Here is a 20,857-nt window from a genome sequence, read left to right on the forward strand (position 1 = left end):
TCGGCGATCTCTAGGGGCTCTAGGAGAACGAGCCGGCCGGTTGACGGGCATGGCGGAACTCGGTGGCGAGGGCGCAGACGTACCGGCCGTAGCTGGAGGGCAGGAGTTCCGCGCCGAGGCGGTGGCACTGCTCGGCGTTGATGTAGCCCATCCGCAGCGCGATCTCCTCGACGCAGGCGATGCGTACGCCCTGCCGGGCTTCGAGCATGTGAACGTACTGGCTGGCCTGCAGGATGGAGTCGGGCGTGCCCGCGTCGAGCCAGGCGAACCCGCGGCCGAGTTCGACGAACTTCGCCTTGCCCCGGTCGAGATACACCCGGTTGACATCGGTGATCTCAAGCTCTCCGCGAGCGGACGGCTGGACGTTCTTGGCGATGTCGATGACGTCGTTGTCATAGAGATAAAGGCCGACGACGGCGCAGTTGGAACGCGGGTGCGCGGGTTTCTCCTCGATGGAGACGAGCCCGCCGAGCGCGTCCCTCTCGGCGATGGCGTAGCGCTCGGGATCGCTGACCGGATGGCCGAACAACACGCAGCCGTCCACGTCCGCGGTGTTCTCCTGGAGGATGTCGTAGAACGAATTTCCGTGGAAGATGTTGTCGCCGAGCACGAGCGCCGCGGAATCGTCGCCGATATGGTCGGCGCCGAGAATGAAGGCGTCGGCCAGGCCGACGGGCTCGTCCTGGCGGGCGTAGCTGATGTCGAGCCCGAGGTGGGAGCCGTCTCGCAGCAGGCGTGCCAGGTTCGGCAGGTCCTCCGGGGTGGAGATCACCAGGATCTCTCTGATATTCGCCAGCATGAGCACGGACAAGGGATAATAGATCATCGGCTTGTCGTTCACCGGCAGGAGCTGTTTCGAGACCGCGAGCGTAATAGGATACAACCGGGTCCCGTGCCCGCCGGCCAGAATTATGCCTTTCACGAAATACCCTTCGTCAGGGAAAACCGGTAGCCGGAGTCGATATTCGTGCACCGAGCATCACACCGCTGCACATCGGAATGGACTCCAAGACGACCCTCGTTCACCCCCTAGCCATCCCCCCGCGCCCCCCTATGTCGGCCACTAAACGGTTGCGCCCGGTTTACCGGCGATATGATTTCCACGGCGAAAGACAGATCGTGACCGCAGGGAAGCGGCGTCCAGTGCTGAAGCCTGGGGAGGAGATCACCCGATGAGGATCCTGGTGACGGGCGGCGCCGGCTTCATCGGCTCCCACTACGTACGCACCCTGCTCGGCGGGACCGACGGGGACGTGGAGATCACCGTTCTCGACAAGCTCACCTACGCGGGCAATCCGGCGAATCTTGAGCAGGTCCGTACGAGCGAGAGGTTCACCTTCGTCCAGGGCGACATATGCGACACCGGACTCGTCGAGCAGCTCGTCGCCCGCCACGACCAGGTGGTCCACTTCGCGGCCGAGTCGCATGTCGACCGGTCCATCATGGGTGCCGCCGAGTTCGTGCGCACCAATGTGACCGGCACCCAGACCCTGCTCGACGCGGCGGTCCGCAGCGGCCTCAGGACTTTCGTGCACGTCTCCACCGACGAGGTCTACGGCTCGGTCGCGGAGGGCTCCTCGCTGGAGAGCGACGCGCTGCGGCCCAGCTCCCCCTACTCCGCCTCGAAGGCGGCCTCCGACCTGCTCGCCCTGGCCTATCACCGCACCCACGGTCTCGACGTACGGGTGACCCGTTGCTCCAACAACTACGGCCACCATCACTTCCCAGAGAAGGTCATCCCCCTGTTCATCACCAACCTGCTCGACGGCCGGCGGGTGCCGCTGTACGGCGACGGGGGCAACACCCGTGACTGGCTGCACATCGACGACCATGTGCGGGGCATCGAACTGGTCCGTTCCGGCGGCCGTCCCGGCGAGATCTACAACATCGGCGGCGGCACCGAGCTCACCAACAGGGAGCTCACCGGCCTGCTCCTCAAAGCCTGCGACGCCGACTGGGACCAGGTCTCCTACGTCGAGGACCGCAAGGGCCACGACCTCCGCTACTCGGTCGACTGCACCAAGGCCCGCACCGAGCTGGGCTACCGGCCACGCAAGGACTTCGACACCGGCCTGGCGGAGACCGTCGCCTGGTACCGGAACAATCGCCCCTGGTGGGAGCCACTCCTGCCCGCCCGCACGCCGCCAGGCGCGTGACGACAAGCCACGGACGCGTCCGAGTGCGTCGGCTGCTCGCGGTGGCCGGTTGGGCGTTCCGGTGCGGCGTCTTCAGGAATGTCGTGGTGCGGCCAGGGAGAGGCGGCCACCACGATCCCGTACAGCACGTGGTCGGCGAGTAGCGTCAGACGTTCCGTGACTGTGGTCTTGTCCTTGTGCGGCAGGCCGAGCGCGGGCGCGATGACGGCTTGGAAGCCCGCCCAGACCAGCAGGCCGTAGGCGGGCCCGGCCCACGGGTGCCGGCGCACGGACTCGGGCAGCGCCCCGAAGAGCGCACCGCCGAACGCCCCGTACGACCAGTGCGCGAGTTCGATGATCGCGGGCCGGCGAGCGGCCGGGACACCGCGGAAGAATCGGGGCGTGGTGTGCTCCAGCACGGCCTCCGGCGGCACCTTCTCCATCAGGCCGATCGATGTGGAGAACTGCCTGAGGCCGGACATCGCCATGGCGGCGATCGCGCCCCTGGCCCCGGAACGCAGGATCGGCTTCTTTCGCATGGCGTCGGCCCCCGTTCGTCACAGGGTGGACTACCGAAGGGCGCGAAGGATAAACCTCCTGGTCAGACGGTCGCCGCAGCGGCGCCCCGTCGCGCGTGCGGGGGGCGCCGGTTCGGGTGTCAGTCCTCGATGTGGATGGCCAGCGCCGGGCAGACCACCGCGGCATGCCTGACGTCGGCGGCCTGCTCCGCCGGCGGGTCCGGGTTGAGCAGCACCACGATGCCGTCCTCGTCGCGCTGGTCGAACACCTCCGCCGCGGCGACCACACACTGCCCGGAAGCGACGCACTTGTCCTGGTCGATGATGACCTTCATGGGATCCTCTTGATCGTCGTTGTGGGGGAAGGTCACCAGGTCACGGGGAGTTCGTAGACCCCGTACACGGACCCATCGTGCTTGAACGGGATCTGGTCCAGGTCCGTGGCCAGCCGCAGGGTGGGGATGCGCCGATAGAGGGTGCTGTAGACGACCTGCAGCTCCATCCGGGCCAGCGGCTGGCCCAGGCACTGGTGGATGCCAAAGCCGAAGGCCACGTGGTGGCGGGCGTCGCGCTGGAGGTCCAGCCGGTCGGGGTCGGGGAAGGCGTCGGGGTCGCGGTTGCCGATGTCGTTGGCCATGATCAGCCCCTCGCCGGCGCGGATGACCTGTCCGGCGATCTCGATGTCCGCCAGCACCGCCCGGCGCCGCCCGTTGTGCGTGATGTGCAGGTAGCGCAGCAGTTCCTCCACCGCCGAGGTGACCAGTTTCTGATCCGCCGTGTCGCGCAGGAGGGCCAGCTGGTCGGGGTGTTCCAGCAGGGCGAGCGTGCCCAGCGCGATCATGTTCGCGGTCGTCTCGTGCCCGGCGATCAGCAGCAGCACCCCGATCCCGGCCGCGTCCCGCTGGGACAGCTCCCCGCTCTTGACCCGCTCGGTAAGCCCGGACAGCAGGTCGTCACCGGGGTTGGCGAGCTTCTCGCCCAGCAGCGTGTCCAGGTAGCCGACCAGCCGGCCGAGGGCGGCCGCCCGCTGCTCGGGGTCGGCGTCCCGGTTGATGATGGTCTTGCTGTTGTCCTGGAAGAAGTCGTGGTCGGCGTACGGGACGCCGAGCAGTTCGCAGATCACCAGCGACGGGACCGGCAGCGCGAACGCCTCCACCAGATCGACCGGCTTCGGCCCGGCCAGCAGGTCGTCGATCAGGTCGTCCACGATCTTCTGTACGGCCGGCCGCATCGCCTCCACCCGCTTGATGGTGAACGGCGCCGTCACCATCCGCCGCAGCCGGGCATGCTCGGGGTCGTCCATCATGATGAAGCTGATGGGCGAGCCCGAGCCGACAAGGGCGGTCGGGCTCGGATAGCCGGGCTGGTAGGCGTCGGCGCTGACCCTCGGGTCGGCCAGCAGCGCCCGCTGATCGGCGTAACGGGTGACCAGCCACGGCGTGCTGCCGTCCCACAGGCGGACCTTGGTGAGCGGGCCCTCCTTCTGCTTCTCCCGCAGCACCGGAGGCGGATCGAACGGGCAGCCGGCCGCCCTCGTCATCGGGTAGTCCGGAATCTCGGCCGCGGAGTCCAACGTACTGGTCATCAGGTTCTCCAAGGGAAGTCAGTGGGTGGAGACGAAGTCGGGGAGCGCGTCGACGACCTCTTGGCGACGCAGGCGGGTCTGCTTGGGCATGTTCCAGCCGAGTACGCCGGTGACTCTGCCGTCACTGTGGTAGAGCGCGACGAACCGGCGGGCCGAACGCTCGCCTTCCACCACGGTCACCTCGGCGTCGACGGGCAACACGCCATGGACCTGGATCTTGGTGTCGAACTGGTCGGTCCAGAAGTACGGCACCGGGCAGTAGGGCTGGTCGTCGCCGAGAATGTTGGCCGCGACAATATTGGCCTGTTCGGTGGCGTTGGTCCGGTTCTCCAGCCGCAGCAGGGTGCCGAACCGGTCGTGGTGCCAGCGGGCCACGTCGCCGACCGCGTAAATGCCCTCGGCCGCCCGGCAGCGCGAGTCGCACACGAGTCCGTTCTCCACCCGCAGGCCGCTGTCGGTCAGCCAGCCGGTCGCCGGGTCGGAGCCGATCGCCACCACGACCACGTCGGCCGGCAGCACTTCGCCGGTGTCCAGGTGCACGCCCGTGACCTTGCCGTCCTGGCCGGTGAGCCGGTCGACGCCGGCACCGAGCCGCAGGCGGACGCCGCGCTCGGTGTGCAGTTCGGCGAGCAGTCCCGCGACCGACGGCCCGATCTGGCCGGCCAGCGGTGCCGCCAGAGGACCGGCCATGGTGACCTCGAGGCCCAGGCCGCGCGCGGTGGCGGCGATCTCGGCGCCGAGCACCCCCTCCCCCACGACCACGAGCCGCGAGGCGGTCAGCAGATCCGCGCGCAGGGCCAGCGCGTCGTCCAGCGTGCGCAGTACGTGGACCCCGGTCAGATCCGCCTGCCCGGGCAGCGTCCGGGCGCGCAGTCCCGTGGCCACGACGATGGCCTCGGCCCGCAGGGCCCGCCCGGCCGCGGTGTGCACGGTGCGTACGGCCACGTCCAGGCCGACGGCCGGATCGGCGAGGACGAACTCGGCGTCCAGACTGGACAGCGCGGTCTGCGGTCGCAGCTGAGCCCGTTCGGGGTCCCAGGCGCCGGAGAGGACCTGCTTGGACAGGGGCGGCCGATCGTAGGGCAGGTGCGGCTCCGCGCCGAGGACGGTCAGGCCGCCCTGGTAGCCCTTGCGCCGCAACGCCTCCGCGGTGGCGAGCCCGGCGGCCGAGGCGCCGACCACCAGAACGCTGGAGGGAGCGCTCACGCGTTCTCGCTCAGCTCGATCGCGGCCGCCGGGCACATGCTGGCCGCTTCGCGGACCGTGGTGTGCAGCTGCTCGGCCGGTTCGGCGTCGAGCAGGATCACGATCCCGTCCTCTTCCCGCTGATCGAACACCTCCGGCGCGAGCATCACGCACGTGCCCGCGCCGCAGCATTTGTCCTCGTCCACGCGTACTTTCATCGAGAGTCCCTCCTGTGCCTCTACGGGGTGGTGGAGGTGCCCTCCGCGAGAACCTCCTTCGGTTCGTGGTCAGTTAACCGGGGTCGCAACGTTAAGTCAAGCGACTGATTTAAAATGGGCCGAGACGTGCGCGTACGGAAACGCCAAGAGCCGCCCGGTGCTCGAACACGGGCGGCGGCAGGGCGATCCTGGTCAACCCTTGATGGCGCCCTGGGTGATGCCGTTGACGAAGCTGCGCTGGAAGATGAGGTACACGATCACGATCGGCGCGACGACGATCAGGCAGGCCGCCGCCAGCAGCGGGATGTCGGTGGTGTACTGGCCGACGAAGAGCCCCAGGCCGCCCGGCGCCGTACGCCGGTCCGGGTCCTGCATCATGACCAGGACCAGCATGAACTGGTTCCACGACCACATGAAGTACAGGACCGACAGCGTGGTGATCTGCGGCCACGAGATGGGCAGCAGCACCCGCGCCAGCACGATGAAGTCCCGGGCGCCGTCGATGCGGGCCGCCTCGACGAGTTCGTCGGGGATGTTGGAGAAGTGCGTCTGCATCCAGTACACGCCGAAGGGCATGAACAGCGCCACCTCGGCGAGGATGATGCCGACGTAGGAGTTGGTGAGGCCGACCTCGCGCAGGTTGAAGTAGAGCGCCACCACGATGACCTCGATCGGCAGCGTGAGCCCCAGCACGAACCCGAACGACAGCGCCCGGTTGCCCCACACCTTCAGGACCGTCAGCCCATAGCCGGCCAGCGTGGCGAACGCCACCGCGATCGGCACAACGAAGACCGCGATCAGCAGGCTGGAGCGCATGAGGGCGGTGAAGTTGCCCCGTTCCCAGGCCAGGGCGAAGTTCTCCCACGACCACCGGTCCGGGATGCTCAGCCCGCTGAGCTGCGAGCCCGGAGGATGCAGGGCGGCCAGGACGATGCCGACGAACGGCACCAGGATCATGGCCGCCATCAGGACGAGCACTCCGTACCGGATTCCGACACCGCCGCGCATGCTCAACTCTCATCCCTGGTGAAGTATCGGACGGCACCGACGACGGCGATCACGATCACGGTCAGCACGACGGCCAGCGCGCTGGCGCCGCCGATGTTCCCCTCGTTGAAGGCCAGCCGGTAGACCAGCAGGCCGGGCACATTGGTCTGCCCCGCCGGGCCGCCGTTCGTCGTGGTGAAGACGAGGTCGAAGCTGGCCAGCGCGGCGATCGTGGTGATGACGCCGGCGATCGTGATCTCCTTGCGCACCCCGGGCAGGGTGACGTGCAGGAACTGCCGGTACGCCCCGGCGCCGTCGAGCGTGGCCGCCTCGTACAAGGACGGGTCGATCTTCTGCGCGCCGGCCAGGAAGAGCATCATGCACAGCCCGCTCATCACCCAGGTCCCGATGAGCCCGAGCGCGACCAGCGCCAGGCCGTAGTCGCCCAGCCAGGCGCGGGTGATCACCCCCAGCCCCACCAGGTCGAGGACCTGGTTGACGACGCCGGACTCGCTGTAGAGCCACCGCCAGGTGATGCCGACGGCCACCAGCGGCAGCACCTGGGGAAGGAAGAACACGGTCCGGAAGAACGTCATCCCCCGGCGTACCTTGCCCATCAGCAGGGCCGTCATGAACAGCCCGACCCCGATGGGGATGAACGAGAAGAAGACGATCAGTAGCAGGCTGTGCAGGATGGCCTCGTACAACGCCGAATCACGGAAAATCTTGACGTAGTTGTCCAGGCCGGCGAAGGTCGCGGGCAGGATGCCGTCCCAGTTCAGCAGCGACAGGCGCACCGTGTTCAGCGCCGGCCAGATGGCGAACCCCAGGTAGGCGGCGAGCGCGGGCAGCACGTACAGCCAGCCGCGGGCCCGTCCGCCACGCCGGGGCGGGCGAGCCCGCCCGCTGTCGGCCACCCGCTCCCCGCCGCGGGCCAGGGTGGCCCGCGGCGGGGAGATGGACGTGCTCACATCACGAGCCATGGTGTCCGTCCCACGACTCCTGCAGGGAGCTCAGGAAGTCGTCGACGGTCATCTTGTCGCTGAGAAGCCCCTGGATGCCGGGGGTCAGCTTGTCGATCATGCCGGGCGAGGCGTAGTCGGGGAAGGGGACGATCCCGTTGGCCTGCGCCACCGGCGTGAAGGCGGTCGCGATCTCGCCGCGCAGTCCCTGGGCGCCGAGCTCGGCCTTGGTGTCGACCGGCATGAACCCGCCGTCGAACTCGATCTTCGCCGCTTCCGGCGAGCTCAGGTAGTCGAGGAACGCGGCGGCGACGTTCGGGTGCTTCGTCTTGGCCGAGATGGCGTAGGCGACGCTCGCCCCCGAGGCGACCTTGGCCGGCTCGCCCGATGCAGTGGGCATGAGGAAGAAGCCGGCGTCGGCGCCCAGCTCCTTCTCCACGGCGGTGGCGCCCCAGTTGCCGGTCACCAGGAACGCGCTCTTGCCCTTGGAGAAGTTCGCCAGCGCGTCGGGGTCCGCCGTGGCGCTCGCGCCCGCGGGGAAGAAGCCCTTCTTCGACCAGTCGATCAGCGTCTGGGAGGCCTTCTTCGCGGCGTCGGTCTTGATCGTCCCGCCCGGCTTGCCGTAGACCCAGCTCCGGTAGGCGTCGACGTCGCCGGTGACGTTGAGCAGCGCGTTCCACAGGTGGAAGCCGCCGACCTGCAGCGCGCCGAGGCTCAGCGGGGTCTGGCCGGCGTCCTTCACCTTCTGCATCGCGGCCTCGAACTCGGCCAGCGTCTTCGGCGCCTCCTTGACCATCTTCTTGTTGTAGTAGACGCCGACCACCGACAGCCCGCCCGGCACGGCGTACAGGCCGCCGGTGCCGAACTGCTTGGCCGCCTTGTCGGAGCTGAGGACCTCGAGGCTGGAGGGCGGGAACTTGCCGGTCCACCCGTACGCCTTGTTCCACGGGCCCAGGTCCAGGATGAGACCGGCCGGGACCAGGGAGTTCATCGCGCCCGGGTTGTACTGCGCGATGTCCGGCGCCGCGTCGCCCGACATCGACAGCTTGATCGACTTGACGTAGTCGTTGAACGGCGTCATCTGGGGCTTGATGGTGACGTTCGGGTGCTTCTTCCTGAAGCCGTCGATGAGGGTCTGGGTGGGAGGATCGTTGCTGTAGGCCAGGGTCAGCGTGACCGGGTCGTTGGGGATGGTCGTCGATACGTCGATCTTCTTCGCCGCGTCCCCGCTCGGGGCGGCGGTGCCGCCGGTGCCCGCGCAGGCCGTCAGGGTGAGTGTCGCCGCGGTGCCGAGCGCCACGAGCGCCTGCCACCGACCTGGTGTTGCCATGTGCATGACCTTTCGCCTATCTCCGAGTCGCCAAACTCCAACCGGGTTCTTCAACGGACCTCCTGGCGGCCGCTTCTCACCAGGTCGAACCTGGTTCGCTCGATCTCCTCCAGCGAGTGACGCAGGGCCCCGTGGACGACGGCGTCGTCCTGGAGGGTCGAGACCTCCAGGGCCGGCTGGTCCAGGGGCTGCTCGGCCAGGTGCCGCCGGACCGCGGCGAGCAATGTCTCGCCGCATCTGGCCAGCGGCCCGCCGATGACCACGAGCCGCGGGTCGAGGATCGCCCGGATCGCCGCGACGCCCTTGGCGAAGCGGCGGGCGACCACGTCGAGCGCGTCCAGGGCCGAGGGTGTGCCGTCGACGACGGCGTCCAGCACGGCGTCGAACGCCCGCTCCCCCGCCGCTTCGAGCCGGGCCCGGAAGGCGGCGTCGCCGTCACGCTCGGCCGCCGCCTTCGCCAGCCGGACGATCTCCTCGCCGCCGACCCAGTCCTCGAACGGGCCGAGGCCGTGCGGATGGCGGGGCTCGGGGGGAGTGGCCGCGAACAGGTCGAGAAAGCCCACGTCACCGGCGTCGTTGGAGGCACCGCGGTAGAGCTCGCCGTTCAGCACGATGCCGGCGCCGACGCGCTCGCCCCAGTGAACCATCACCAGCGAGTCCTCGCGGCGTTCGGAATCCCGCCACCGCTCGCCCTGGGTGGCCAGCTTGACGTCGTTGTCCAGGTAGACCGGGCAGCCGAGGGCGTCCTTCATCCGGCGATGGAGAAGGTCGCCGGTCAGGCCGGGCATGCTCGGGATGAGCCGGATGATCCCGGTCGCCGGGTCGACTATGCCGGGTGTGCCCACCGAGGCGAACCACAGGTCGCCGGTCGTGATGCCCGCCGCCTCCAGCGTGCGTGCCACCGCGGGCAGCAGTGTCTCCACCACCTGCTGACCATGGGAACCGCCGCAGAGTTGCACCGCGTCGGCGGCGGCGACCGTACCGGCCAGGTCCGAGACCGCGACCCGCAGCTCCTGCGGGCTGATCGAGAGGCCCAGCACGTAGCCCGCCTCCGCCCGGAAGCGGACGAGCTGCGCGGGCCGTCCGGCCCTGCTGGAGTCGCGATCGAGGGAGCCGAACTCGACGAGTCCCTCCGCGGCCAGCGCGTTGAGCGAACGGGTGACCGCCTGCCGGGAAAGCCCGACCGCCTTGGCCAGCGCGGACACGCTCATGCTGGTCTCGGTCCGCAGCCGCCGCAGGATGGCACCCGCGTTGACCTCACGCATGAACTGCGTGCCAACGGCGACCACCTGCTCCATGACGTCTCCCTGGTCTCGACTTGCGGGTACGCTAGCATAATAATTATGGACCGTACGGAACTAATTCGTCGAGGGGTGTGACCTGCGATGTCATCCGGTGACGACGAGCAGCCCCCGCCGTGGGCGGACACCGTCAGCGGTCTCGCCCACCGCGTTCTCGGGCCGGTGGCCGAGTCGATCCGCTTCGTCACGCGCGAAGGCGCGGGGCGTGGTTATGAGTACGAGGCGAGGGACGGAGCGCTCACCGTCGCCGCGACGGACGGCGTGAGCGCTGCGGTCGCTCTCCATCACTATCTGCGGGAATGCTGCGAGCTGTCCGTGGGCTGGGACACCGTGCTGCCGTTGCGGCTGACGTCCCTCGCGGACAGCCCGCCCCGGCAGGGCTCGGCGCGGGTCCAGGACGGCTACTACTTCAACTTCTGTACGTTCAGCTACACCATGCCGTACTGGGACTGGGCCGACTGGGAGCGCGAGATCGACTGGATGGCGCTGCACGGCATCACCATGCCGCTCGCCATCACCGGCCACGAGGCCGCGCTGCACGCCGCCTACTCCCGCCTCGGTCTCGACGATCACACCATCCGTGGCTTCCTTGGCGGGCCAGGCTACCTTCCATTCCAGTTCATGGGGTGTATGGATGGCTTCGCCGGTCCGCTCCCCGCGTCCTGGATCGACAGTCATCGCGAGCTCGGGGCGCGCATCCTCGACCGCGAGCGCGCCTTCGGCATGACGCCCGTCCTTCCGGCCTTCACCGGACACGTCCCGCACCAGATCGCCGCGTCGTCGCGGGCCGCGCGCCGCGACTGGCAGGGGTTCGAGACCTGGGTCCTCGACCCGGCAGACCCGCTCTACGAGCGGCTGAGCACCGAGATCACCCGCGCCCAGATCAAGCTCTTCGGCACCGATCACCTGTACGCCGCAGATCCGTTCATCGAGATGATCCCGGTCGACGCCGACCCCTCCTTCCCCGGGGCCGTGGCGACGGCGACGCTGGCCGGGCTGCGGGCCGCCGATCCGGACGCGGTCTGGCTCATGCAGGCCTGGCCCTTCTCCTACCAGCGGGACTTCTGGACCGAGGACCGCGTCACCGCCTTCCTCGACGCGATCCCGAATGACCGGATGCTCGTCGCGGACCTGTGGGCGGAGTACGACCCGCTCTGGGAGCGCTTCGAGGAGTTCTCCGGCAAGCCCTGGCTCTGGTGCGCGCTGCTCAACTTCGGCGGCCGCACCGACCCGGTCGCCGACCTGCGGGCGGTGCCGGCCGCGATCGACACCGCCCTGGCTGCGCCGAACCCGCCCACCGGCATCGGCCTGTCCATGGAGGCCACCCGCAACAACCCCGTCTTCTTCGAGCTCGTGACGGACCAGATCTGGAACCGGGTCACCGACCTCGACGCCTGGCTCGACGCCTTCGTCGCCCAGCGCTATGACAGGAGCGCGGCCGCGCTGCGGACCGCCTGGCGCGGCCTCCTGAACACCGTCTACGACACCCGGGGCCTGCGGATCTACCCCGCGCAGTTCAACGGCATCCTCACCGCCAAACCCTCCTACGCGGGGATGGCCGAGGCGCGCGCCAACGTCACCGGCACCCTCTGGTACGACCCGGCGGAGCTGGCCGCGGCCTGGGAACGGATGATCGAGGTGGCCGAGCACGATCACGACCTGGTGACCGGTCCGCTGGGGCACGACCTCGTCGAGGTGGGCATCGCGTTCATGGTCAGGGTCGCCGACCGCTACTACCTCGACGCCGTGGAGCGGTCGGCCGCGCTCGGTACGGCCAGCCGGCCCCATGTCGACCGGTTCCTGCGCGTCTTCGATGACCTGGACCGGATGCTGGCCGCTCGCCCCGAGTACACCTTCCAGCGCTGGGAGTCCAAGGCCCTGTCGTGGGCGACCGACCCGGCCGAACGCGACGTCCTGCGGGACAACGCCCGCCGCATCATCACGGTCTGGGGCACCTCCTCCAGCCCCCTGCTCGACGACTACGCGGGGCGGCACTGGAGCGGGCTCGTCGGCGGCTATTACCGGGATCGCTGGGAGCTGTGGGCGCGTGGCCTCAACGACGCGCTCGCCACGCCCGGCGACGGCCCCGATGCGGACCTGGAAGAGCGGCTCCGTGACCGGGCCGAGCTCTTCCTGCGGGAGGGCCCGGCGGCGGCGCCGCAGGACCTGGGCGACATCGCCACGGAGTCACGCCGCCTGTTCGCCGCCTACGCGGACCAGGCCGACTCGCTTGCCCAGACGTACAAGCAGGCCGGCTCACTTACCCCGACGTACGAACACGATCGATGAGGAGAACGATGCCCCAGGTGGTACCTCCGACCGAGCGCCGGAACCCACGCACCGCCGACATCGACACCCTGGAGTCCCGCGAGGTCCTCCGCCTGCTGCGAGAGGAGGACGCCCGGGCGGTCGAGGCCGTCGGCGCGGCCGGCGACCAGCTCGCCCGCGCGGTGGACGAAGCACATCTCCGGCTGAACCGGGGCGGAACTGTGCACTACTTCGGCGCCGGCGCCTCCGGACGGCTGGCGGTGCTCGACGCCACGGAGATCACGCCGACCTTCGGGGCGGCGCGTGGCCTGTTCACCGCCCACTTCGCCGGTGGGCTCGCCGCCGTCACCGACTCCTCCGTCGACCAGGAGGACGCCGAGGCGCTGGGCGCCGCCGACGCCGCCGTCCTCGACGAGGCCGGCGTGGCGATCGGGATCACGGCGTCCGGGTCCACCCCGTACGTGGCGGGCGCGCTGCGCGCGGCCCGCGCCGCCGGCGCCCTCACGGTGCTGGTGACCTGCAACCCGGACGCTCCGCTCCGCGAGCTGGCCGAGATCAACGTCGTCGCCGCCACCGGGCCGGAGGCGCTGACCGGCTCCACCCGGCTCAAGGCCGGTACGGCGACGAAGGTGATACTCAACTCGTTCTCGACGGCTCTCATGATCAAGGCGGGCCGGACGTACGGCAACCTCATGGTCGGGCTGGTCGCCACCAACGCCAAGCTCGGCGAGCGCGCGGTGAGCCTGCTCGTCGAGGCGACGGGTGAGGAGGAGGCGAGCTGCCGCGCGGTCCTGGCCGACGCGGGCGGCAACATCCCGGAAGCGCTCGTACGGCTGCTCACCGGCTGCTCGGCCGAGCAGGCGCGGACCGCGCTGGAGCGGCATCCGGGCGTCCGTGCGGCCGTCGCCGCGCTGGCGGACGCCGGATGAACCTGGCGGGCGTGGACGTCGGCGGTGGCGGGATCAGGGTGCGGATCGAGGCGGGCGGGTCGATCGTGTCCGGGGACGACGCGTCCCCGGTGCCGCGCGTTCAGGGCAGGGTCGACCTCGATCGGCTCGCGGCGCGGATCATCCGGGTCATCCAGAACGCCCTGGGCGGCCGGGAGCTCGACCGGTTCGCCGGCATGGCGATCGGCACGACAGGACTGCCGGGCCTGGTCCCGGACCCGAGCACGCTCTGGCACGCCCTGCGCGGGCGGTTCGGCCTGGGCACGCTCGTGGTCACCGGTGACATGGTGACCACGCACGTCGGCGCGCTCGGGTTCCGGCCCGGCGTCGTCGTCGCCGCGGGCACCGGCGTCATCACTCTCGGCACCGACCTGGACGGCGTCTGGAACCAGTCCGACGGGTGGGGATACCTGCTCGGCGACCACGGCGGCGGCGCCTGGATCGGGATGCGCGGCCTGCACGCCGCTCTGCGCGCGCATGACGGCCGGGCGGGCGGGTCGCCCGCGCTTCTCGAACGCCTGACGGCGCACTTCGGGCCCCCCTCGGAGCTGGTGGCGCTGGTGTACGCGGCGGGGTCGGCGGCCCACCACTTCGCCTCGTTCGCACCGGCCGTCGGCGAGGCGGCCCGTGACGGGGACCCGGTGGCGCGGCAGATCTGGACAGAGGCCGGCCGGCAGCTCGGCCAGACCGCGCTGGCCGCCGCGTCCGGGCTCGACCCGGTCTTCTCCTGGGGCGGCCGGCTGTTCGACGCCGCGGATCTGCTGATGGAGCCCTTCCAGAGCACTGTCCGTACGCTGCTTCCCGAGGCTCGTTTCGAACCGCCGCGAGGCAACTCCGCCGACGGCGCGCTCGCCCTGGCGCGGACCGCCGCCGACGGTTCGGTACGGCCGTACCACCCCTATGTCTACGTCTTCACCGAAGCGTCACAGGATCGGCCGGACAGCGGACGAACAGGCGGTACGGAACGGCGCCGAGCATCGGCGGCGGCCCCGGAGAAGATGACCTGATGAAACTGTCGGTGCCCGAGTGCACACTGAGCGTATGTCTGACGAGCCTCTCGAACTCGGCGAGATCTCCATCGCCGACTGGCACGCCCACACCGACAAGATGGCGGAAGTCAGCTTCCTGACCATCGCCCGCCGGCTCCCCTCCCTCGTGCGCCAGGCGCTGCGCATGGCCTGGGGAGCCAGCCCGCGCGACACCCTGGCCACCGTCGCGCTCAACCTGCTCGGCGGGGTGTTCACCGCCTTCGGGCTGCTGGCCACGACCGGCGTGCTCGCCGCCCTGTTCAGCCAGGGTCCCACCCCCGACCGCGTGATGGCCGCGCTGCCCAGCCTCGCCCTCGTCGCCACCGCCGCCGCCCTGCGCACCGCCATGCAAGCGGGCGCCGGCTGGGCGGAGTCCCGCCTCACTCCCCAGATCTCCCGGCACACCGAGGAGCGGCTCTACGGCCTGACCAGCCGCGTCGACCTGGTCGCCTATGACGACCCCGACTTCCACGACTCCCTCGAACGCGCCAACATGCGGGGCGTGGCGGTGGCCGACTCGGTGGTGTCCTCGGCCATCGACGTGGTGACGGCCGTGGTCGGCCTCGCGGCCGTGGCCGGGGTGCTCGGTGTCCTCCACCCGGTGCTGCTGCCGCTGCTCCTGCTGGCGGTGCTGCCCGACGCCTGGGCCGCGGTCCGCAGCGCACGGATGCGCTACGCGACGATGTACTCCCTCATCCCGGCCCGCCGCCGCAAGTGGATCATTGCCGAACTGCTGGCCGAGCGCGAGGCCGCCGCCGAGGTCCGCTCGTTCACGATGCGCGGCTTCCTGCTGCGCATGTACGACGCGGTGGCCAAGGCCGAGCAGGAGGTGCTCCTGCTGCTGGCCAGACGGCAGACGGTGGCCCGGCTCGTGGGCGAGGCCTTCGGCGGCCTGGGCACCGGCGTGGTCTACGTCGCGCTCGGCATCCTGCTGGCCATCGCCGCGATCCCGCTCGCCGTGGCGGGCACCGCCGTCCTGGCGATCAGATCCGGTCAGCAGTCCCTGAGCAGCCTCATGTACGCCACCAACCGCCTCTACGAGCAGGGCCTCTACTTCACCGACTTCCTGGAGTTCTGCGCCGACGCCGAACGCCGGCTGCCCGGCCCCCGCCCGCTCACGGCGCCCGAGTCCTTCCAGTGCATCGTCGCCGACAAGGTGTCCTTCACCTATCCGGGCGCCGACGAGCCCGCGCTCTGCGAGGTGTCCATCGAGATCAAGCGCGGCGAGATCGTCGCCTTCGTCGGCGAGAACGGCTCGGGCAAGACCACCCTCGCCAAGATCCTCTCCGGCCTCTACGAACCCGACAGCGGCACCGTCGCCTGGGACGAGATCGACCTGAAAGACGTCAAACCCGACGACCTCCGGCTGCGCACCGCGGTCATCGCGCAGGACCACACCCGCTGGCCGCTCACGGCCCGCTACAACATCACCATGGGCACCGACAAAGGCGAAGCGGCCCTGCACTCGGCCGCCGAGGTGGCCGGGGCCGACGTGGTCATCGGCGACCTCCCCCACGGCTACCGCACGCTGCTCGACCGGCGCTTCAAGGACGGCCACGAGCTGTCCGGCGGCCAGTGGCAGCGCATCGCGGTGGCCCGGGGCTTCCACCGCGACGCGGCGCTGCTCATCTGCGACGAGCCGACCGCCGCCCTCGACGCCCGCGCCGAGCACGCCCTGTTCGAACGCATCCGCAGCCACTCCGACGGCCGCACCGTCCTGCTCATCACCCATCGGCTGGCCAGCGTCCGCTACGCCGACCGCATCTATGTCCTGGAGCACGGCAAGGTGACCGAGCAGGGCACCCACGACACCCTCATGTCACTGGACGGCCTGTACGCCGACCTCTACACCCTCCAAGCCAGCGCCTACCGATAACCGCGGAGCAACGGCGGCGACGGCGAACCACACGCCGTCGTCACCGGCCGTCATACGCAGAACGTTCTCAGCACCACTGGTGACGCGATACGCAGAATGTTCTCAGCACCGCTGGTGACGGCGACCGGACACGACACGGGCCTTGCGGTGGCGCTTGGCAGGCGATCAGCCGATTCTGTCGTGGACCACACCGTCCATGTCGCCGCCCCAGACGTCGTCGTCCTCGTGGAGCCAAGTGGCGGATTCGCGCTCTTTGTCCTCCTGGCCGCTCGCACCGCCCATCCCGCTCATCGGCATGAAGGGGGAGCCTGTCCCGTTCGTGGCGGTGGCCCGAATACCGTTGATCGTCGCCGGGGCTCCCGATCCACTGCCCATGCCGGCGCCGGGATTGCCGGGGTCGGTGGCCGCGGAGTGGTTCGGGCTCTTGGGGGTGGAGTGGATCGGACTGCTGTCCGAGTCGATTGGGCGCTGGAAGTCTGCCAGCTTGGTATGCAGGTTGGTAGGCCGATCCAGGGCGCTCGTGGGATCGTTCGAGCCGTGGGTGGGGTCGCCAGGCGATGTGTCGTTGCCGTTCGCGTCGAGGATGGCCGGCCAACGGGGTGCGTTCGTGCTGCCCGGGGCGGCGTCGGACGATCGGCTGTCCGGCCCTTGGCTGAGGTCCGCCCTGTCCCGGTCCTCGGGATCACCAGGGAAATGGGCGCGCTCGCCATGCGGTGCGGAAGAGTCCGCGCCGGCAGGTAACGCAGGGCCGCCGCCTGAGCGGTCAGTGCCAGTGGGGCTTATATGGGAGGGGGAGCGGTCGGAGGCTCCGGCGGACGGCCTCTCGCCGAATCTGTAGTCGACCGTTTCGGGCTTCTCATGCGGTGCCACCGGATAGGCGATGGCGGGCAGTTCCATCTCCACCGTCTTGGGAAGGGTGCTGTAGATCGCCTCGAGGTCCTTGCTGAACGCTTCCAGCTGCAGTCCTGCCAGCTTACCCAGATTCTTCCAGGTTAAATCCACGCCATGCTTGCCCGACTGCAGGACTCCGTTAAAAATGAGGTCGCCGTGACCATCGCGCCTGAAGCCGAAATTCGAGGTTTCGCGCTCCGCCTCCGGAAGTTCGCCGTCGATGGACTCCTGGTGTTGGCGTACCACTCCGGCCAGGGTCTCGAGCGGACGGCCCATCGCCAGCAGCTTGTCAGAGAGTTCGCCGAGCGCTATGTAAAGAGTTCTCAGGGCCCGCTGTGCCGTTACGGAGGCCTTGCCCTCCCAGACCTTAGCGAGAGCCTCGGCTTCCTGTCCGAGCACCCATTGGGCGTTGGCGACGACCGAACACGCGTCCACGTAGGAGGCGCCGGCATCCTGAATCTCCTTGACGCTGATGCCCTTGATGAAGTCCCTGACCTCCTCAAATCTGCGGTCGTCGTTATCGATCGTCCAGTCCTCACCGCGGGAGGGCTTGAGCCAGTGTGTCTTCTTGTCGGTCTTCTCGACCATGGGTGGCTAGGCTCCGTCCGTGTTCGCGTCGCTGACGTCCTTGTATTTGCCCGCACCGGCGTCGAGCAGCGCAATCGCGATATCGAAGTTCTTGTGGACCTCTCGATAGATCGTGGTGAACTCCTGGTGGCAGGTCTCCAGCATTTTGGCGAACGTGCGACCGCCCTCCCACCGGGCAACGCTCTGCAACTGGGTCCTCAGCTCCTCGAGCGCGGCGTACTTGGTCAGATCATCGATGGAGCCCTGGCCGGCGGCCAGGCTGCTCCCCTTGGCGCTGCCGCCTTCGCCGGTGAAGCGCCCCAGCGCCTCTCTCAGCGCTTTGGCACTTTCCCTGATCACCTTTTCGTTGTAGGTGACGCCATCTCGCTCCGCCTCCAGACCCGGCCAGCTGTCTTCCAGGGCCTTGGGTGGTATCGATTCTGGCGCCATGCTCACGCTCCTAAATCGCGCTTGAGTCGTCGATTGCGAATATCCCGTTGGCCCATGACGCAGTGCTCAATGGGCGCCCATTAAATCTCGGCCTCGGCGCCCCTGATGCGACCGCTACCCCAAGCTCGGATACCTCTGCCGGGGACAGGAGCATGCTGCGGCGACGCTTCCAAAGCGAACTTCTCGCCTTGTCTGATCAACCCGCCGAGGCCTTTGACAAGGTCAGGGAGCAAGACCGAGAGAGATTTGCCAACATCAAAACTCCTGATGATCAGCCCAGAACTACTTCCTCAAATATCCGTGGAAGATCGGGTCGGGTGAGTATCGGCCTGGCGACAGGCCGCCGCACACCTCACAGCGCCGGAAACGACGATACACCATTATGGAGCGAGTGCTCTGTTATTTGCGAGCACACCCCGCCCTCGGGTTCATGATCTCGATCGGTTGCCGAACGTCGCCGAACGACTGGTGGCCGAGGGCCGGCTCGCCACCAGGCCGAGGCGGATGAGGCTGTCCGCGGTGTCGGCGATGGCGGTCTCCGGGGCGCGCGGCTGCCAGCCGAGGACCTCACGAGCCTTGTCCGCGTGGACGAGCGGGATGCGGCCCAGCTGGTCGACCATCGCCCGCAACTCGGGATTCGTCCGCGCCGCGGCCCTGACCTGCTCGTCGGCGAGCTCCAGTTTCGGCACCTTGGCCGCGAGCTCGCCCAGATGGTCGCTCAGGATCCGGGCGGCGTGCAGGAAGCTGATCATCTCGCCGCTGCTGGCCAGGAACCGCTGTCCGGCCGCGGCGGGGTGGATCATGGCCCGCACGTGCAAGTCCACGACGTCCCGCACGTCCACCACGCCGAAGAAGACACGGGGCGCGACCGGCATGTCCCCGTCGAGCAAAGTCTTGACGAGCATGGTGGAGACCGACAGGTGCGGGCCGAGCAGCGGACCGAAGATTCCGGTGGGGTTGATCACGGCCAGTTCGAGGTCATCGGCCTCGGTCCGCGCGAAGTCCCAGGCCGCGCGCTCCGCGATCGTCTTCGACCTGGTGTAGGCCGTGTTGTCGTCGGCGGGGTCGGTCCAGTCGCGCTCGTCGTACTCGTCGCTCGCCTTACGGCTGTACCCGACCGCGGTGAACGACGAGGTCATCACCACCCGCGCCACACCGGCGTCGCGGGCGGCACGCAGGACGCGCAGCGCTCCGTCCCTGGCCGGGACGATCAGCTCGTCGTCGTCCTTTGGCTGACCGGCGGGCAGCGGCGATGCGACGTGGTGGACATAGGCGCAGCCCGCCGTGGCCGCGGCCCAACCGTCGTCCGCGGACAGATCGGCGTGGCAGACGTCGAGCCGATCCCCTGGATCGGCGCCGGCCGCGGCCACCGCCTCGCGGAGGCTGGTTTCGCGGGCGGGCGAGCGGACCGTGGCGCGCACGCGGTGACCGTCGAGCAGCAGCCGGCTGACCAGGTGCGAGCCGACGTGGCCGCTGCCACCGGTGACGAGAATGGGGTCGTTGAGCCGGCGACTGTCCGTTCCTGATGACGATCTCGTGGTCGGCATGTCGTCCCTCGTTGAAGGAGGAAGGAGCAAGGTTTTGGCGTAGACCGTGCGGTGTTCGGGCCCGGTGTCGCGTACGGTCCACGGCCCGACCTCGAGGCTACTTCGAGCGGGAGCAGTTGTCAGAACCTCGTCTCGTGCGAACTTCGCGGCTCATTCGTCCATCCAACCGTGCATGACCACACACACGATGACCCGTACCGTATTGGGCACGACCCTGGCCGCAGGGCTGGTGCTGGGCGGCCTCGCGCCAGCGGCGCACGCCGCGACCGCGCCCGCCACTTTCGGCCCTTCCGGATACGGGGGCATCACGCTGGGGATGAGCACGAAGGCGGCCAAGGCCAGCGGCAAGATCACGCCCGCCGACGGGGCCGGCGTCTCCCCCACCTGCACCGGCTGGAGCCTGAAGGCTCACCCGGTAGGCCGCGACTCCGTCGGCCTCTTCATCTCCAAGAAGCACGGCGTTGCGGTGATCTTCGCGCCCAAGGGCGCCAAGACCCCTGAGGGCATCGGACTGGGCTCCACGTACCGGCAGATCAAGAAGGCCTATCCCAAGCTGAAGACGGCTGCCAGCGGCTACCCGTACGTCGACATCCCCGGCAAGGCGCATGCGTACTATTCCTTCCTCCTCAACAAGGGCAAGGTGTACGAGATGGCGCTGGGGCTCCACAAGCAGGACTGCGTCAACTAATCCGGGGCGGGGCCTCGCCTGACCGGCCCCCATGTTTCTAGTCGGTCTGTTCGGAAAGTGGGAGTTTCCGGGAACCGATGAGAAAGGCATGGACATGGGCGCCGATGACAAGATCCGGAACAAGGCGGAGGAGCTCAAGGGCCGGGCGAAGGAGGCCCTCGGAAAGGCCACCGACGACGAGGACCTGCGGGCCGAAGGGCGTACAGAACAGGCCGAGGGGGGCCTCAGACAGGCCGGCGAGAAAGTCAAGGACGCCGGCAAGAAGGTCAAGGACGCCTTCAAGAAGTAACGGCCACGACGAACACCTCCGGACATGGGGCCGCGGGGGGGGGGGGGGGGCGGGCCGGCGGCCCCCCCCCCCGTGCTTGAACAAA

General features: G+C 69.1%; 20 protein-coding genes. 7 read left to right on the forward strand and 13 right to left on the reverse strand.

Features of this window, described 5'->3' with window-relative positions; genetic code table 11:
- Positions 1 to 19 precede the first annotated feature (19 nt).
- Complete coding sequence (rfbA, locus tag AB0B64_RS35330) at positions 20 to 922, reverse strand: glucose-1-phosphate thymidylyltransferase RfbA (protein WP_357951428.1); 903 nt, start codon at positions 920 to 922, stop codon at positions 20 to 22.
- A 250-nt stretch (positions 923 to 1,172) separates the two neighbouring features.
- On the opposite strand from rfbA, the gene rfbB reads away from it, so the two are divergent.
- The gene (gene rfbB / locus AB0B64_RS35335) at positions 1,173 to 2,156 is read left to right on the forward strand and encodes a dTDP-glucose 4,6-dehydratase (RefSeq protein ID WP_357951426.1); all 984 of its coding nucleotides are present in this window, start codon (positions 1,173 to 1,175) and stop codon (positions 2,154 to 2,156) included.
- On the opposite strand, the gene AB0B64_RS35340 is transcribed toward rfbB, so the two are convergent.
- From AB0B64_RS35340 to AB0B64_RS35380, 9 genes are all read right to left on the reverse strand, one after another.
- On the reverse strand, positions 2,042 to 2,674 hold the full coding sequence (locus tag AB0B64_RS35340) for a hypothetical protein (protein ID WP_358182829.1): 633 nt from the start codon (positions 2,672 to 2,674) through the stop codon (positions 2,042 to 2,044). The two genes, rfbB and AB0B64_RS35340, sit on opposite strands and share 115 nt — an antisense overlap.
- Positions 2,675 to 2,793: 119 nt before the next feature.
- Positions 2,794 to 2,988, reverse strand: a complete 195-nt coding sequence (locus AB0B64_RS35345) for a ferredoxin (protein ID WP_357951422.1) — start codon at positions 2,986 to 2,988, stop codon at positions 2,794 to 2,796.
- Between the two features lie 32 nt (positions 2,989 to 3,020).
- Positions 3,021 to 4,238: a cytochrome P450 gene (locus tag AB0B64_RS35350; RefSeq protein WP_358182834.1), complete on the reverse strand. Its 1,218-nt coding sequence runs from the start codon at positions 4,236 to 4,238 to the stop codon at positions 3,021 to 3,023.
- A gap of 18 nt (positions 4,239 to 4,256) precedes the next feature.
- Positions 4,257 to 5,444, reverse strand: a complete 1,188-nt coding sequence (locus AB0B64_RS35355; protein WP_358182837.1) for an FAD-dependent oxidoreductase — start codon at positions 5,442 to 5,444, stop codon at positions 4,257 to 4,259.
- Positions 5,441 to 5,641 (reverse strand): ferredoxin, encoded by a 201-nt coding sequence (locus tag AB0B64_RS35360; protein ID WP_357951416.1) that lies wholly within the window; start codon positions 5,639 to 5,641, stop codon positions 5,441 to 5,443. The genes AB0B64_RS35355 and AB0B64_RS35360 overlap by 4 nt, the downstream gene beginning before the upstream one ends.
- A gap of 192 nt (positions 5,642 to 5,833) precedes the next feature.
- Complete coding sequence (locus AB0B64_RS35365; protein WP_357951414.1) at positions 5,834 to 6,649, reverse strand: carbohydrate ABC transporter permease; 816 nt, start codon at positions 6,647 to 6,649, stop codon at positions 5,834 to 5,836.
- Positions 6,650 to 6,651: 2 nt separating this feature from the next.
- Positions 6,652 to 7,545, reverse strand: a complete 894-nt coding sequence (locus AB0B64_RS35370) for a sugar ABC transporter permease (protein WP_358183061.1) — start codon at positions 7,543 to 7,545, stop codon at positions 6,652 to 6,654.
- 55 nt (positions 7,546 to 7,600) lie between these two features.
- Positions 7,601 to 8,920, reverse strand: coding sequence for an extracellular solute-binding protein (locus AB0B64_RS35375; protein WP_358182840.1), 1,320 nt, complete (start codon positions 8,918 to 8,920; stop codon positions 7,601 to 7,603).
- Between the two features lie 50 nt (positions 8,921 to 8,970).
- Positions 8,971 to 10,218 carry an ROK family transcriptional regulator gene (locus tag AB0B64_RS35380; protein ID WP_357951408.1) on the reverse strand — a complete coding sequence of 416 codons (1,248 nt, stop codon included), beginning with the start codon at positions 10,216 to 10,218 and terminating at the stop codon, positions 8,971 to 8,973.
- A gap of 87 nt (positions 10,219 to 10,305) precedes the next feature.
- Between AB0B64_RS35380 and AB0B64_RS35385 the strand changes: the two genes are divergently transcribed.
- The 4 genes from AB0B64_RS35385 to AB0B64_RS35400 are packed head-to-tail and all read left to right on the forward strand — an operon-like array spanning position 10,306 to position 16,340.
- Positions 10,306 to 12,510, forward strand: a complete 2,205-nt coding sequence (locus tag AB0B64_RS35385) for an alpha-N-acetylglucosaminidase TIM-barrel domain-containing protein (RefSeq protein WP_358182843.1) — start codon at positions 10,306 to 10,308, stop codon at positions 12,508 to 12,510.
- An 8-nt stretch (positions 12,511 to 12,518) separates the two neighbouring features.
- Positions 12,519 to 13,418: an N-acetylmuramic acid 6-phosphate etherase gene (locus AB0B64_RS35390; protein ID WP_357951404.1), complete on the forward strand. Its 900-nt coding sequence runs from the start codon at positions 12,519 to 12,521 to the stop codon at positions 13,416 to 13,418.
- Positions 13,415 to 14,443, forward strand: coding sequence for a BadF/BadG/BcrA/BcrD ATPase family protein (locus AB0B64_RS35395; protein WP_358182846.1), 1,029 nt, complete (start codon positions 13,415 to 13,417; stop codon positions 14,441 to 14,443). The genes AB0B64_RS35390 and AB0B64_RS35395 overlap by 4 nt, the downstream gene beginning before the upstream one ends.
- Before the next feature lie 34 nt (positions 14,444 to 14,477).
- Positions 14,478 to 16,340 carry an ABC transporter ATP-binding protein gene (locus tag AB0B64_RS35400; protein WP_358182849.1) on the forward strand — a complete coding sequence of 621 codons (1,863 nt, stop codon included), beginning with the start codon at positions 14,478 to 14,480 and terminating at the stop codon, positions 16,338 to 16,340.
- 165 nt (positions 16,341 to 16,505) lie between these two features.
- On the opposite strand, the gene AB0B64_RS35405 is transcribed toward AB0B64_RS35400, so the two are convergent.
- From AB0B64_RS35405 to AB0B64_RS35415, 3 genes are all read right to left on the reverse strand, one after another.
- Positions 16,506 to 17,819: a hypothetical protein gene (locus tag AB0B64_RS35405; RefSeq protein ID WP_358182852.1), complete on the reverse strand. Its 1,314-nt coding sequence runs from the start codon at positions 17,817 to 17,819 to the stop codon at positions 16,506 to 16,508.
- Between the two features lie 6 nt (positions 17,820 to 17,825).
- Entirely contained in the window at positions 17,826 to 18,248 is a 423-nt protein-coding gene (locus AB0B64_RS35410) for a hypothetical protein (protein WP_357951396.1), read from the reverse strand.
- 428 nt (positions 18,249 to 18,676) lie between these two features.
- A complete protein-coding gene (locus tag AB0B64_RS35415; RefSeq protein ID WP_358182855.1) occupies positions 18,677 to 19,795 on the reverse strand; it encodes an NAD-dependent epimerase/dehydratase family protein in 1,119 nt (372 codons plus the stop codon).
- A gap of 172 nt (positions 19,796 to 19,967) precedes the next feature.
- Here AB0B64_RS35415 and AB0B64_RS35420 point away from each other — a divergent pair, with 172 nt between their 5' ends.
- On the forward strand, positions 19,968 to 20,483 hold the full coding sequence (locus AB0B64_RS35420) for a hypothetical protein (protein ID WP_357951392.1): 516 nt from the start codon (positions 19,968 to 19,970) through the stop codon (positions 20,481 to 20,483).
- A 94-nt stretch (positions 20,484 to 20,577) separates the two neighbouring features.
- Entirely contained in the window at positions 20,578 to 20,772 is a 195-nt protein-coding gene (locus tag AB0B64_RS35425; protein WP_357951612.1) for a CsbD family protein, read from the forward strand.
- Positions 20,773 to 20,857: the final 85 nt, after the last annotated feature.

This window comes from Nonomuraea sp. NPDC049129 (assembly GCF_040648495.1).
In the GTDB taxonomy this organism is placed as follows: Bacteria; Actinomycetota; Actinomycetes; order Streptosporangiales; family Streptosporangiaceae; genus Nonomuraea.

Bases quoted from the DNA above. Each gene is read 5' to 3' on its own strand.
- AB0B64_RS35400 (WP_358182849.1), top strand. From the start codon at position 14,478: ATGTCTGACGAGCCTCTCGAACTCGGCGAGATCTCCATCGCCGACTGG.
- AB0B64_RS35385 (WP_358182843.1), top strand. From the start codon at position 10,306: ATGTCATCCGGTGACGACGAGCAGCCCCCGCCGTGGGCGGACACCGTC.
- AB0B64_RS35425 (WP_357951612.1), top strand. From the start codon at position 20,578: ATGGGCGCCGATGACAAGATCCGGAACAAGGCGGAGGAGCTCAAGGGC.
- AB0B64_RS35360 (WP_357951416.1), bottom strand. From the start codon at position 5,641: ATGAAAGTACGCGTGGACGAGGACAAATGCTGCGGCGCGGGCACGTGC.
- AB0B64_RS35420 (WP_357951392.1), top strand. From the start codon at position 19,968: ATGACCACACACACGATGACCCGTACCGTATTGGGCACGACCCTGGCC.
- AB0B64_RS35375 (WP_358182840.1), bottom strand. From the start codon at position 8,920: ATGGCAACACCAGGTCGGTGGCAGGCGCTCGTGGCGCTCGGCACCGCG.
- AB0B64_RS35405 (WP_358182852.1), bottom strand. From the start codon at position 17,819: ATGGTCGAGAAGACCGACAAGAAGACACACTGGCTCAAGCCCTCCCGC.
- AB0B64_RS35345 (WP_357951422.1), bottom strand. From the start codon at position 2,988: ATGAAGGTCATCATCGACCAGGACAAGTGCGTCGCTTCCGGGCAGTGT.
- AB0B64_RS35415 (WP_358182855.1), bottom strand. From the start codon at position 19,795: ATGCCGACCACGAGATCGTCATCAGGAACGGACAGTCGCCGGCTCAAC.
- AB0B64_RS35395 (WP_358182846.1), top strand. From the start codon at position 13,415: ATGAACCTGGCGGGCGTGGACGTCGGCGGTGGCGGGATCAGGGTGCGG.
- AB0B64_RS35365 (WP_357951414.1), bottom strand. From the start codon at position 6,649: ATGCGCGGCGGTGTCGGAATCCGGTACGGAGTGCTCGTCCTGATGGCG.
- AB0B64_RS35390 (WP_357951404.1), top strand. From the start codon at position 12,519: ATGCCCCAGGTGGTACCTCCGACCGAGCGCCGGAACCCACGCACCGCC.
- AB0B64_RS35340 (WP_358182829.1), bottom strand. From the start codon at position 2,674: ATGCGAAAGAAGCCGATCCTGCGTTCCGGGGCCAGGGGCGCGATCGCC.
- AB0B64_RS35350 (WP_358182834.1), bottom strand. From the start codon at position 4,238: ATGACCAGTACGTTGGACTCCGCGGCCGAGATTCCGGACTACCCGATG.
- AB0B64_RS35410 (WP_357951396.1), bottom strand. From the start codon at position 18,248: ATGGCGCCAGAATCGATACCACCCAAGGCCCTGGAAGACAGCTGGCCG.
- rfbB (WP_357951426.1), top strand. From the start codon at position 1,173: ATGAGGATCCTGGTGACGGGCGGCGCCGGCTTCATCGGCTCCCACTAC.
- AB0B64_RS35380 (WP_357951408.1), bottom strand. From the start codon at position 10,218: ATGGAGCAGGTGGTCGCCGTTGGCACGCAGTTCATGCGTGAGGTCAAC.